Here is a 13,114-nt window from a genome sequence, read left to right on the forward strand (position 1 = left end):
GAAGCGGGGCGTGTTCGGGGCCATCAAGAAGGAGCTCAGAAGACGATCCGCCATCGAGGCCGTTATCGGACACCTCAAGACCGACGGCCACATGGGCCGCAACTTCCTCAAGGGACGCCACGGCGACCACGCCAATGCCGTCCTCACCGCCGCCGGCTACAACTTCCGCCTCATCCTCCGCTGGCTGAGGCTTCTCTTGCGCCTCATCCTGGAGGCCTTTGCCAAAGCCATTGGCCCCAAAACCGCGCTCCAGACGGCTTCTTAACAGTCAACTGACGCAGCTGCGAGGCAGCTTCGCGCGCCGAAGCGGGCGCCTTGTTGCGCCCGCCAGCATTTCCACGAAATATCAGAGGCTTACGCCGCGCTTTGCGAGGAGCTGCCGCGGTCGACGAGCAGCGCATAGAGTGCGTCAGCATCCGTCGTGGCACGCAGCTTGGCGGCGATTTGCGCATCGCGCAGGACGCGCGCGATGCGCGCCAGTGCCTTCAGATGGTCCGCACCCGCCCCTTCCGGCGCAAGCAGCAGGAAGACGAGATCGACCGGCTGGTCGTCCAGCGATTCGAAATCGACCGGCTTCGACAGCCGGGCGAAGACGCCGGTAATCTCCTTGATGGAGCGCGGCTTGCCATGCGGGATGGCGACGCCCTGCCCGACGCCGGTCGAGCCGAGGCGCTCGCGCTGCAGGATCGTGTCGAACAGCTCGCGCTCGGAGATGCCCGTCAGGCGCGAGGCCTTGGCGCATAGGTCCTGAATGACCTGCTTCTTGCTCACGGCCTTCAGGTTCGGCACGATCGCATCAGGCTTCAGGAGATCGCTAAGGTCCATGGTGGATCACCGCCGCTTGTGACGGCCGGCCCTCACGGCCTGCCGTCAATGGTCGCTGCTGGCTTCGTCCGCCGAATCGTTCAACACCGGATCGATCCAGCCGAAATGCCCGTCACGCCGACGGTACACGACATTGACGCCGCCGTGCGAATGATTGCGGAACACGATGACCGGCGCATCCGTCATGTCGAGCGCCAGAACCGCCGAGCTGACCGTCATCCGCTTAATTTCGGTGGTCGTTTCCGCGACGATGGCCGGCGCGTATTCCTCGCCGATCTCTTCTTCCTCATGCGGCGGCGCGATGACGAAGGTGGAAGCTTCCGCCGCCGCCTGTTTCGGGCTCACATGCCGCTTGTGATGATCCTTGAGCCGGCGCTTATAGCGGCGCAGCCGCTTTTCCAGCCGCTCGGCCGCATCGTCGAAGCTGCCATTGGCGTCGGGATTGTCGGCATTCGCCTCCAACACCACGCCGGTGTCCAGATGCACGGCGCATTCGGTATGGAAGTTGCGCGCATTCTTGCACACGGTGACGTGACCGGAATAGCCGCCGTCGAAATACTTCTTCACCGCCGCCTCGACGGTGCTCTCGATACGTGTTCGCAGAGCGTCGCCGATATCGACGTTCTTGCCGGATATCTTCAGTGCCATCGCTGTTTCTGGTCCGTTTGGGGCCACTTTGGCCCCTTTCTAGCAAGCGTCGGCAGGGCGGTTGGCGCGGAGCACTAGACGCCTCTGCCGGATGAGTCAATCGCGGACGGGGCCGCGCCGAGGCGCTCCCGCCAAGCGAGCGAGTCCGAGCCTTGTTGTCAGGCCGGGATGATCCAGCGGCGAACGTCGTGGAGGTCGGAAACCCGCTTCTGCGCCACCGCGTAGCGGTGCATGTCCTCGCCGGCCGCCCCCATTTCCTCCTCCGCCTCACGGATATGCGCCTCGATGAGCTCTGCATTGAGCTCCGTTTCCGGCACCGCCACATCGGCGAGGACCGTCAGCCCTTCCGGGGTGGTGTCGGCAAAGCCGCCGCGCACGTAAAAGCGCTGCGTCTCGCCGCCCGGCCGCGTTACGTCCACGATGCCGGGCTTCAGGGTCGTGATGAACGGCGCATGCTGCCGCAGCACCGTGAACTGGCCCTCCTGGCCGGGCACAACCACTTGCTCGGCATCCTCCGAGATGAGGAGCGCCGCCGGTGTGACGAGCTCGAAACGGAAGGATTCAGCCATTCATGCCTCCGCAGCTTGCCGCCCGCTTTACGCGGCTTCGGCGAGCTTCTGCGCCTTTTCCTGGGCCTCTTCGATGGTGCCGACCATGTAGAAGGCGCTCTCCGGCAGGTCGTCGTAATCGCCGGCGACCAGCCCCTTGAAGCCCTTGATGGTGTCGGCAAGGTCGACGAGCTTGCCGGCCGTGCCGGTGAAGACCTCGGCGACGAAGAAGGGCTGCGACAGGAAGCGCTCGATCTTGCGCGCGCGCGCCACCGTCAGCTTGTCCTCTTCCGACAGTTCGTCCATGCCCAGGATGGCGATGATGTCCTGCAGCGACTTATAGCGCTGCAGCGTCTCCTGGACGGAGCGCGCGACCTGGTAATGCTCCTCGCCGACGATGCGCGGATCGAGCATGCGCGAGGTGGAATCGAGCGGATCCACCGCCGGATAGATGCCCTTCTCCGAGATGGCGCGGTTGAGCACCGTCGTCGCGTCCAGATGCGCGAAGGAGGTGGCCGGCGCCGGGTCGGTCAGATCGTCGGCGGGCACGTAGATGGCCTGCACGGAGGTGATCGAACCCTTGGTGGTGGTGGTGATGCGCTCCTGCAGGGCGCCCATATCGGTGGCGAGGGTCGGCTGATAGCCCACCGCCGAGGGAATGCGGCCAAGTAGCGCCGACACTTCCGAGCCCGCCTGGGTGAAGCGGAAGATGTTGTCGACGAAGAACAGCACGTCCTGGCCCTGGTCGCGGAAGTACTCCGCCACGGTAAGGCCGGTGAGGCCGACGCGGGCACGCGCGCCCGGCGGCTCGTTCATCTGGCCGTAGACGAGGGCGCATTTGGAGCCGGCGGCGGAGCCTTCCTTGTGCGGATCCTTGTTCACGCCCGATTCGATCATCTCGTGATAGAGATCGTTGCCCTCGCGCGTGCGCTCGCCGACGCCGGCGAACACCGAATAGCCGCCATGGGCCTTGGCGACGTTGTTGATGAGCTCCTGGATGAGCACCGTCTTGCCCACCCCGGCGCCGCCGAACAGGCCGATCTTACCGCCCCTGGCATAAGGAGCGAGAAGGTCGATGACCTTGATGCCGGTGACGAGGATCTCCGCCTCGGTCGACTGCTCGATATAGGGCGGCGCGTCCTGGTGGATGCCGCGGGTCTCGGCGGTCTTGATCTCGCCGGCCTGGTCGATCGCCTCGCCGACCACGTTCATGATGCGCCCGAGCGTCTCGTCGCCGACGGGAACCGCGATCGCCCGCCCCGTATCGACGACCTCCTGGCCACGCGCGAGCCCTTCCGTCAGGTCCATGGCGATGGTGCGCACCGTGTTCTCGCCGAGGTGCTGCGCCACTTCCAGGACAAGCCGGTTGCCGTGGTTGTCCACCTCAAGGGCGTTGAGGATCGCCGGCAGCGCGCCCTCGAACTCCACGTCCACCACGGCGCCCATCACCTGCGCGACGCGTCCCTTGTTTGTCTCAGCCATGCCTTTGTCCTCATCCTGTCTCGGTCCGCCCTCGCGCGTTCCGAGCCTGGTGTATCGTTTCGCCTAGTGTGCGGCGCCTACAGCGCCTCGGCGCCCGAGATGATCTCGATCAGCTCCTTGGTGATCTGAGCCTGCCGCTGACGGTTATAGGAGAGCGACAGCCGGTCGATCATATCGCCCGCATTGCGGGTCGCGTTGTCCATCGCGGTCATGCGCGCCCCCTGCTCGGAAGCCGCATTCTCCAGAAGCGCCCGGAAGACCTGCACCGCCAGATTGCGCGGCAGAAGGTCGGCGAGGATCTCCTCCTCGTCCGGCTCGTACTCGTAATGGACCGGCGCAGAGCCCTCTTCCTCGGGGAAATCTACCGGGATGACCCTTTGCGACACCGGAACCTGCGAGATCACCGATTCAAAACGCGCATAGTAGATGGAGGCGACGTCGAAGGCGCCTTCATCGAACAGCCCCAGCAGCTTGTGCGCCACGCTCTCGGCCTCGGCGAAGGAGAACTGGCGCACGCCGCGGAACTCCATCCGCTCCGCGATTTGCTCTTCGAACTCGCGCTTGAGCATGTCGTAGCCCTTCTTGCCGACCAAGAAGAGCTTGACGTTCTTGCCCTCGCCGATGAGCCGCCGCGCATCCATGCGCGCCTTGCGCACGATAGAGGCGTTGAAGGCACCGGCAAGGCCGCGCTCGGCGGTGAAGACGACGAGCATATGCACATCGTCGCGACCCGTGCCGGCGATCATCGCCGGCGCCGTCTCCTTGCCCGCCACGGAGGCGGCGATATTGGCGAGAACGCTTTCCATGCGCTCCGCGTAGGGCCGCGCCGCCACGGCCGCCTCCTGGGCGCGACGCAGCTTCGCCGCGGCCACCATTTGCATGGCCTTGGTGATCTTCTGCGTCGCCTTGACGGAGGCGATGCGATTGCGAAGTTCTTTAAGGCTCGCCATGAGCCGCTACTCCCCGGGCCTTACGCCGCGAAATTCTTGGCGAACTTGTCCAGGATCGAGGTCAGCTTCTCGCGGATCTCGTCGCTGAGCTGCTGCTCGGTGCGGATCTGGTCGAGCACCTCCTGATGCTCGTTACGCATCAGAACGAGAATCCCGTCCTCGAAGGCACGCACCTGCGAGACCTTGATCTTGTCGAGGTAGCCGTTGACGCCGGCAAAGATGACGACGACCTGCTCCTCGGTCTTCAAGGGCGAGAATTGCGGCTGCTTCAACAGCTCCGTCAGCCGCGCGCCGCGATCCAGAAGCCGCTGCGTGGCGCGGTCGAGGTCGGAGCCGAACTGCGCGAAGGCGGCCATCTCGCGGTACTGCGCCAGCTCGCCCTTAATGGAGCCGGCGACCTGCTTCATCGCCTTGATCTGCGCCGCCGAACCGACGCGCGACACCGACAGGCCGACATTCACCGCCGGACGGATGCCCTGATAGAAGAGGTCGGTCTCCAGGAAGATCTGGCCGTCGGTGATGGAGATGACGTTGGTCGGGATATAGGCCGACACGTCGTTGGCCTGCGTCTCGATCACCGGCAGGGCGGTCAGCGAGCCGGCGCCGTAATCGTCGTTCATCTTCGCCGCGCGCTCCAGGAGCCGCGAATGCAGATAGAAGACGTCGCCCGGATAGGCTTCGCGGCCCGGCGGACGGCGCAGGAGCAGCGACATCTGCCGGTAGGCCACCGCCTGCTTGGAAAGATCGTCATAGGCGATCAGCGCGTGCATGCCGTTGTCGCGGAAATACTCCCCGATGGCGCAGCCGGCGAAGGGCGCCAGGAACTGCATCGGCGCCGGATCGGAGGCCGTCGCGGCGATGATGACGGAATATTCCAGAGCCCCGCGCTCCTCCAGCGTCTTGGCGAACTGGGCGACGGTGGAGCGCTTCTGGCCGACCGCGACGTAGATGCAGTAAAGGATGCGGTTCTCGTCCTTGCGGTCCCAGGCGGGCTTCTGGTTGAGGATGGTGTCGAGGATGATGGCCGACTTGCCGGTCTGGCGGTCGCCGATGATGAGCTCGCGCTGGCCGCGGCCGATCGGGATGAGCGCGTCGATGGCTTTCAGCCCCGTCGACATCGGCTCGTGCACGGATTTGCGCGGGATGATGCCGGGCGCCTTGACGTCGACGCGGCGGCGCTCGTCGCTCTCGATCGGGCCCTTGCCGTCGATCGGGTTGCCGAGCGCGTCGACGACGCGGCCGAGAAGACCCTTGCCGACCGGCACCTCCACGATGGCGCCGGTGCGCTTGACGGTGGAGCCTTCCTTGATCTCCCGGTCGGAACCGAAGATGACGACGCCGACATTGTCCTCTTCCAGGTTCAGCGCCATGCCGCGGATGCCGGATTCGAACTCCACCATCTCGCCGGCCTGCACCTTGTCGAGGCCCCAGACGCGGGCGATGCCGTCACCGACGGACAGAACCTGACCGACTTCGGTGACTTCGGCCTCCTTGCCGAAATTCTTGATCTGCTCCTTCAGGATCGAGGAGATCTCTGCGGCCCGAATATCCATCAGCTGGCCTCTTTCAGACGTGATTTCATCATGTTGAGCTTGGTGCGGAGCGAGCTGTCGATCATCTGCGAGCCGAGCTTGACGACGAGCCCGCCCAAAATCGCCGGATCGACCTTCAGATCGAGCGTGGCATCCTTGCCGAGGCGCTCCTTGAGAGCGGCCTTCAGCGCCTCTTTCTGCGCCTCGCTCAGCGCATTCGCCGAGGTGACCTCGGCCGTGACCTCGCCGCGCCGCTCCGCCGCCATGCGCTTGACGGCGCGGATGACGCCGGGCAGGGCGAAGAGCCGGCGGTTGACAGCGAGAACGCCGGCGAAATTCGCCGCGAGCCCGGTAATGCCGACCCGCTCGGCGATCGCGGCAAGGGCGCGCGCCTGATCCTCCGCCGAGATGACGGGGCTTTCCACGAGACGGCGAAAATCGCCGCTTTCAGCCAGAAGGTCGGCGAAGCGGTCGAGATTGGCCTCAACGTCTTCGAGAGCCGAATCCTCGACCGACAACTCGAAGAGAGCCGTCGCATAGCGCTCAGCCACACCGGATACGGGGGAGGAGGTGTCCGCCACGCCTGTCCTATTCTTCTTGAGCTCCGGATTTATCGGCCCGGAAGCGGGTGGGTTCAAACGACCGCGAGGGGCCCGCGAAGGGCCCCCTCTGCCAAGCCGGGGCCCCTCTAGCACACGGTTTTGGGGGGCGCAACACGGCCCGGGGCGGGAAAGCGGAAACCGCCTCAAGCGCCGCATCGCGACGCCTTGCTTCTCCCGCCCTGCGAGGCATCGAAGCGCGCTTTCGTTCACCGCAAGCCACCCGCCCTTACCATCCATTAACCATATTTTTCCGTTCGTCCTGCAAGGCTTGGCTTGCTGATTTGAGAGGGGGCAATCGCCGTGCAAGCCACAAACACCTTGAAACGCCTCGTCCTATGGCTCGGCGCCGCCGGTGGGGCCGGCCTCATCCTGGCGGCCGACACCGAAGCGGCCGACCTGTTTGAGCCTTATGTCACGCTCGCCGCTTCAGAGACGAGCGGGCTGAACCGGGAGACGAGCGGCGCCCTTGGCATGCGCTACTGGTACTCCACCGGCGAGACCGCCAAGGATCTGTTCGCCTACGGCGGCGGCGGCCCGGTGTCGCGCCTCACCTATGACGGCCTCAACGCCCATTCGGTCGAGCTCTTCGGCCAGGTGACCCACAACCGCCTCTTCGCCAAGGGCCTCGCCGGCGCCGGCTGGGTTTTGAAGGGCTCCCTCCGCGACGAGGATTTCCCGCCCTATATCAACCCCTATTCCAGCACCGACAGCGACCAGGAAGACGGCAATCTCTATTATGCCAGCGTCGATGCCGGCGGCTATGTGTGGCAGCAGCAGAATTTCCGTTTCGGCGCCTTTGCCGGCTACAGCTTCTTCCGCCAGAACGTGCACGCCTTCGGCTGCGTGCAGGAGGCGACCTCCACCATCTGCGCGCCCGCGCTTCCCGCCTCCACCAAGGTGATTTCGCAGGAGAACGACTGGCATGGCGTGCGTCTCGGCGTGACGGCGGAAGCCGAACTCGGCGGCCGCTGGCTTTTCAGCGGCGAGGCGGCCTTTCTGCCCTATGCCTGGCTCGATGGCGCCGATTCCCACCATCTGCGCATCTGCACGACGCCCGGCTGCTTCAACGGCGATATCGAGGAGGACGGCTCCGGCTGGGGCTATCAGCTGGAAGCCGGCATCGCCTATCGCGTCTCAGAGAGCTTCCGCATCGGCCTTGGCGGGCGCTACTGGCATATGCAGACATCGGGCAAGACGCATTTTGAGAATGCCATCGTGGGCTTTGCCGCCCGGCCTCAGCCGGTCGACTGGGAGGTCGATATCTACGGCATCACCGCCGAGGCGGCCTTCACCTTCTGATGTCGCTTTCTGGCTGATGGCGCCTCCTGGCCGGTAACGCATTCCGGGTGATGGCGCCGTCCTCGCCGCGCCTTCACAGAAAGCTCAACGGATCGATATCGACGGCAACGCGCAGGCTGCCGCGCGGCTTCGGCCCCTCCGCGAGCCAGGCGCGCAGGAAAGCGTGCAGCCTTTTCGCCGCATGGGCGCGCGCCAGCAGACGAAACCGGTAGCGGCCGCGGATGAGGGCGAGCGGCGCCTCTGCGGGCCCCAGCAGATCGATGCCCGCCTGCCGCGGCGCCGCGCGGGCGAGCGCCCGCGCATAGGCTTCCGTCTCCGCCCGCTCCGCGCCGCTGACGATGATGGCGGCGAGCCGCGCGAAGGGCGGCAAGCCCCCGCGCCGACGGCTGTCGATTTCCGCATGGTAGAAGGCCTCCGGGTCGCCGGCGGCGAGCGCCACGATGACCGGATGCATGGGCTGCCAGGTCTGCAGGACGGCGCGGCTCGCCTGGCCGGCGCGTCCGGCCCGCCCCGACACCTGAGTGAGGAGCTGGAAGGTGCGTTCCGCCGCCCGCGGATCGGCCTGCGCCAGGCCGAGATCGGCGTCGATCACGCCGACGAGAGTAAGGTTCGGGAAATTGTGCCCTTTGGCGACGAGCTGCGTGCCGATGACGATATCGGCCTCGCCGCGCGCCACGGCGGCGAGCTCCAGGCGCAGCCGCTTCACCCCACCGGCAAGATCGCTGGAAAGGACGAGGCTGCGCGCCTCGGGAAATAGCGTCTCCACCTCCTCCTGCAGCCGCTCCACTCCGGGTCCGCAGGCAACGAGGCTTTCCTCCGCGCCGCATTGCGGACAGGCGTCGGGGCGGCGCTCCTCGTAGCCGCAATGATGGCAGGCGAGCACGCCGCGAAAGCGATGCTCCACCAGCCAGGCGGAGCAATTGGGGCAGGTGAAGCGGTGCCCGCAATGGCGGCACAGCGTCAGCGGCGCATAGCCGCGCCGGTTGAGGAAGAGGAGGCTTTGCCGCCCCTGGCCGAGATTGCTCTCCAGCGCCTCCGCCAGCGGCGGGGCGAGCGATTTGCCGCGCTCCGGCGGCGCGGCGCGCAGATCGATAAGCTCGATGGCGGGCGGTCCGCCCCCGGAAAAGCGCTCCGCGAGCCGGATATCGCGGTAGCGCCCGCGCGCGGCGTTGACGCGGCTTTCCACCGAGGGCGTGGCGGAGGAGAGGATGACGGGAAAGCCGGCGAGATGACCGTAGGCGACGGCCATGTCGCGGGCATGGTAGATGACGCCCTCCTCCTGCTTGTAGGCCCCGTCATGCTCCTCGTCGACGACGATGAGGCCGAGCTCGCAGAAGGGCAGGAAGAGCGCCGAGCGCGCGCCGATAACGGCCCTGACGGAGCCGTCCGCGACGCCGCGCCAGACCCGCTCGCGCTGCTTCGGCGCCATCTCCGAATGCCATTCGGCCGGCGCGGCGCCGAAGCGGGAGGCAAAGCGCTCCAGCGCCGCCGCCGTCAACGCGATCTCCGGCATCAGGATAAGCACCTGCCGTCCGGCCGCGAGCGCCTCGGCGACGGCCTCGAAGAAGACCTCCGTCTTGCCGGCGCCGGTGACGCCCTCAATCAACGACACGGCGAAGCGCCTTGCCTTGACCAGATCCCGCACCTCCCCGGCCGCCTGCTTCTGCTGAGCCGACAGATGGGGCGGCTTGAAATCCGGCTTCGGCACGCCGGCTGCGGGCTGGCGCGGCACAATCACCTCCTCCAGCACGCCCGCCTTCAACAACCCGTCGACGACGCCGGGCGACACGCCGGCCTGTTCGGCAAGCCCCGCCTTCGTCCAGGCGAGACCGTCGCCGGCCGCCTCCATGACGCGCCCGCGCGCCGCCGTCATGCGCTCCGGCTCCGTGCCGGTGAGGCGAAGCGCGCGCAACGGCTTTTCCGGGGCGAGGGCAGCGGGAACGCGCAACACCATGCGCAGCACCATGCCGGGCGGGCTGAGCGTATAATCGGCAACGAAATCGACGAGCCGCCGCAGCGGCGCGGGCAGCGGCGGCGCCGGCAGCACCTCCTCCACCGGCTTCAAGCGGCTCGTCGGCATCTTCTGCGCCGGCCGCTCCGCCTGCTGTGCCTGCTCCCAGACCGCACCCAGCACCTGGCGCGTCCCGAGCGGCACCACGACGATGGTGCCGGCTGCCAGGGCGCGCTCGGAAAGATAGGTGTAAGGGCGCTCCAGCGCATAGGGCAGGAGGACCTCGACGGGGACGGGCTGGCGCAAGTCGGGTTCTACCGGTGACGGAATCGATGTGGAGCCTAGCTGCTCATCCGCGCTCTCTCCAGAGGACGGAACCCTTCCAAGGCTGCCGGGTTGGCCCCGCGCACCGCCATGCCCGAACTTTCGCTCACCGCCGCCATCGGCCTCTTCGTCCTTGCTGCTTGCGTCATCGCCTATGTCGGCACGCGCCTTGCCGGCGCCGCCGACAAGCTGGCCGACCGCACCGGCCTTGGCGAGGCGCTCGCCGGCGCGGTTCTTCTCGGCGCCACCACCTCGGCGGCCGGCACCGTCACCTCCATCACCGCCGCCGCCGGCGGCGAGGTCGATCTTGCCTATTCCAACTCGCTCGGCGGCATCGCCGCGCAGACGGCCTTCCTCGCCTTCGCCGATATCGCCTATCGCCGCGCCAATCTGGAGCACGCCGCGGCCGAGGCTTCCAACCTGACGCAGGCAACGCTGCTTATCCTGCTCCTTTCCATCCCGCTGATCGCTACCATCCTGCCGCCGGTCACGCTTCTTGGGGTGCATCCGGCGAGCCTTCTTCTGCTGATCATCTATGCGGCGGGACTGCGCCTCAGCCGCCGCGACCGTGAGGCGCCGATGTGGCAGCCGCGCGATACCGCCGATACCCGCCACGACACGCCGGAGGAGGAGAATGTAAATGCCTCCGCCACCCGCCTTGCCCTCTCCTTCTCTGTGATGGTCGTCATCGTCGCCGTGGCCGGCTACGTCGTCGCTCGCACCGGCTCCGTCATCGCTGACGAGACCGGCATCAGGGGAAGCGTCGTCGGCGCGTTGATGACGGCGACGGCCACCTCCCTGCCGGAGCTGGTCACCACCCTCGCCGCCGTCAGGCGCGGCGCCCTGCAGCTTGCCGTCGGCGGCATCATCGGCGGAAACACTTTCGACGTCCTCTTCCTCTCCGCCTCCGACGTCGCTTACCGGGACGGCTCCATCTACAACGCTATCGGTCCCGATTCGCGCTTCTGGGCGCTCGTCGGCATCGCCATGACGGCGGTGCTACTTCTCGGCCTCATCCGCCGCGAGCGCTCCGGCTTCGCCAATATCGGCTTTGAGAGCGCCGGGATTCTCGCCATCTATTTCGGCGCGATCCTCGCGGCTGCCCTCGTCTTCTGACCGCGGCAACGATCGACGGCTTCAAACCCGCCGGCGAAGCCTCTAGAGAGGGCGAAGAATTCTAAGGAAGGCCGCCCCGAAACCGGCCCAGGAAAGAAGGTCAACGTCATGCAATTCTTCGTCGACACCGCCGATGTGGCCGAAATCCGCGATTTGGCGGAGGCCGGCCTGCTCGACGGGGTGACCACCAACCCGTCGCTGGTGATGAAGACGGGACGCGACATGTTCGAGGTGGTCGGGGAGATCTGCGGCATCGTCGACGGGCCGGTCTCCGCCGAGGTGGCGGCGACCGATTACGAGACCATGCTGAAGGAGGGCCGCCGGCTCGCCGAGATCGCCGACAACGTGACCATCAAGGTGCCGCTCACCTTTGACGGCCTGAAGGCCTGCCGGACGCTGACGGGCGAAGGCCATATGGTCAACGTCACCTTGTGCTTCAGCGCCAACCAGGCGCTTCTGGCGGCCAAGGCCGGCGCCACCTTCATCTCTCCCTTCATCGGCCGGCTCGACGATATCGGCCTCAAGGGCTCCGAGCTGATTGAGGAGATTCGCGCCATCTACGACAATTATCCGGCCATCGACACGCAGCTTCTCGCAGCCTCCATTCGCACCCCCAACCATGTCAAGGAGGCGGCGCTTGCCGGCGCCGATATCGTCACCGTGCCGCCCGCCGTGCTGCGCGGCCTCATCGACCATCCCCTCACCGACAAGGGTCTCGCCGCCTTTCTCTCCGACTGGAAGAAGACGGGTCAGTCGATTCTCTGACTTAAGAACCGGAAAGGGCGCCGTTACCTTCGCTTAACCATGGATGCGCATCCTTCCCGCCATGCCAGCCGACGCGCCCTTCCTCTTCACCGCCAGGCCCGACCTTGCCGGGCCGCTTGGCGAATGGCTGGAGCATCTTCAAGCTGAGCGAAGATTGTCGGAAAAGACGCTGGAGGCCTATCGGCGCGACCTTTCCCAGCTCCTGGCCTTCCTGACCTTGCATCTCGGCGCCCCGCCCTCGCTCGGCGATTTCGCCGCCCTCTCGCCGGCCGATATGCGCGCCTTCCTGGCGCGGCGACGGGCGGGCGGCGCAGGCTCAAGAACCCTCGCGCGCCAGCTTGCCGCCTGCCGCTCCTTCGCCCGCTTCCTCGCCCGCCGCGGCTACGAGGCGCCGTCCGCCTTCGCCGCCTTGCGCACGCCCAAGCTGGAGAAGAGCGTGCCCAAGGCTTTGACGGTGAACGATTCCCTGGCTCTGGCAGAGGAGGCGGAAAGCCTTGCGGAGACGCCGTGGATCGCCGCGCGAGACCGCGCCGTCCTGCTTCTTCTCTACGGATGCGGTCTGCGCATCGCCGAGGCGCTCGGCATTCTGCGCGGTGAAGCGCCGGTCGGCGGGCGCGATACGCTGCGCATCACCGGCAAGGGCGGCAAGACCCGACTGGTGCCGGTCCTTCCGGTCGTATCGGAGGCGATCGAAGCCTATCTGGCGCTTTGCCCTTATGTGCTTCACGCTGAGGAACGGCTGTTTCGCGGCGCCAGGGGCGGCCCGCTGTCGCCGCGCATCGTGCAAAGACAAGTGGAGCGGCTGCGTTCGGCGCTGGGCTTGGAAGAGAGCGTCACCCCGCATGCGTTGCGCCATTCCTTCGCGACGCATCTTCTCGGCTCCGGCGGCGATCTCAGAACCATTCAGGAACTGCTCGGCCATGCCAGCCTTTCCACCACCCAGGCCTATACCCATGTCGACGCGGCCCGACTTCTGGATGTCTACGCCAAGGCCCATCCAAGAGCCGGCGCCGCTCCGGATGGATGAGCGCAAGCGCCCTTCGCGCTCTTGCTTTGGCGATCACAGATGCGT

12 protein-coding genes and 1 pseudogene are annotated in these 13,114 nt (G+C 66.6%); 5 read left to right on the plus strand and 8 right to left on the minus strand.

Annotation, left to right across the window (positions count from 1 at the left end; translation table 11 throughout):
* Positions 1-265: pseudogene (locus tag Q331_RS0117020) on the plus strand (IS5/IS1182 family transposase); the annotation flags it as partial.
* An 89-nt stretch (positions 266-354) separates the two neighbouring features.
* Here the strand turns inward: Q331_RS0117020 and ptsN are convergent.
* The 7 genes from ptsN to Q331_RS0117055 form a co-directional block, all read right to left on the minus strand.
* Entirely contained in the window at positions 355-825 is a 471-nt protein-coding gene (gene ptsN / locus Q331_RS0117025) for a PTS IIA-like nitrogen regulatory protein PtsN (protein ID WP_026381659.1), read from the minus strand.
* A gap of 45 nt (positions 826-870) precedes the next feature.
* Entirely contained in the window at positions 871-1,473 is a 603-nt protein-coding gene (hpf, locus tag Q331_RS0117030; RefSeq protein WP_026381660.1) for a ribosome hibernation-promoting factor, HPF/YfiA family, read from the minus strand.
* A 158-nt stretch (positions 1,474-1,631) separates the two neighbouring features.
* Positions 1,632-2,042, minus strand: a complete 411-nt coding sequence (locus tag Q331_RS0117035) for a F0F1 ATP synthase subunit epsilon (protein ID WP_026381661.1) — start codon at positions 2,040-2,042, stop codon at positions 1,632-1,634.
* Between the two features lie 27 nt (positions 2,043-2,069).
* Positions 2,070-3,503, minus strand: a complete 1,434-nt coding sequence (gene atpD, locus Q331_RS0117040; RefSeq protein WP_026381662.1) for a F0F1 ATP synthase subunit beta — start codon at positions 3,501-3,503, stop codon at positions 2,070-2,072.
* Between the two features lie 77 nt (positions 3,504-3,580).
* Complete coding sequence (locus Q331_RS0117045) at positions 3,581-4,453, minus strand: F0F1 ATP synthase subunit gamma (protein WP_026381663.1); 873 nt, start codon at positions 4,451-4,453, stop codon at positions 3,581-3,583.
* Positions 4,454-4,473: 20 nt separating this feature from the next.
* Entirely contained in the window at positions 4,474-6,006 is a 1,533-nt protein-coding gene (gene atpA, locus Q331_RS0117050; RefSeq protein ID WP_026381664.1) for a F0F1 ATP synthase subunit alpha, read from the minus strand.
* Positions 6,006-6,566, minus strand: coding sequence for a F0F1 ATP synthase subunit delta (locus tag Q331_RS0117055; RefSeq protein WP_026381665.1), 561 nt, complete (start codon positions 6,564-6,566; stop codon positions 6,006-6,008). Before Q331_RS0117055 ends, atpA begins: the two co-directional genes overlap by 1 nt.
* A gap of 321 nt (positions 6,567-6,887) precedes the next feature.
* Between Q331_RS0117055 and Q331_RS0117060 the strand changes: the two genes are divergently transcribed.
* On the plus strand, positions 6,888-7,886 hold the full coding sequence (locus Q331_RS0117060; RefSeq protein WP_026381666.1) for an omptin family outer membrane protease: 999 nt from the start codon (positions 6,888-6,890) through the stop codon (positions 7,884-7,886).
* Positions 7,887-7,959: 73 nt separating this feature from the next.
* On the opposite strand, the gene Q331_RS0117065 is transcribed toward Q331_RS0117060, so the two are convergent.
* Entirely contained in the window at positions 7,960-10,143 is a 2,184-nt protein-coding gene (locus tag Q331_RS0117065) for a primosomal protein N' (protein WP_034492873.1), read from the minus strand.
* A 108-nt stretch (positions 10,144-10,251) separates the two neighbouring features.
* Here Q331_RS0117065 and Q331_RS0117070 point away from each other — a divergent pair, with 108 nt between their 5' ends.
* The 3 genes from Q331_RS0117070 to Q331_RS0117080 all read left to right on the plus strand — a co-directional run bounded on the left by Q331_RS0117070 (position 10,252) and on the right by Q331_RS0117080 (position 13,069).
* Complete coding sequence (locus Q331_RS0117070) at positions 10,252-11,277, plus strand: sodium:calcium antiporter (RefSeq protein ID WP_026381683.1); 1,026 nt, start codon at positions 10,252-10,254, stop codon at positions 11,275-11,277.
* Positions 11,278-11,385: 108 nt separating this feature from the next.
* Entirely contained in the window at positions 11,386-12,042 is a 657-nt protein-coding gene (gene fsa, locus Q331_RS0117075; protein WP_026381668.1) for a fructose-6-phosphate aldolase, read from the plus strand.
* A 43-nt stretch (positions 12,043-12,085) separates the two neighbouring features.
* Entirely contained in the window at positions 12,086-13,069 is a 984-nt protein-coding gene (locus Q331_RS0117080) for a tyrosine recombinase XerC (protein WP_156953394.1), read from the plus strand.
* Positions 13,070-13,114 lie beyond the last annotated feature (45 nt).

The organism is Afifella pfennigii DSM 17143, from assembly GCF_000688515.1.
Taxonomy (GTDB): Bacteria; Pseudomonadota; Alphaproteobacteria; order Rhizobiales; family Afifellaceae; genus Afifella; species Afifella pfennigii.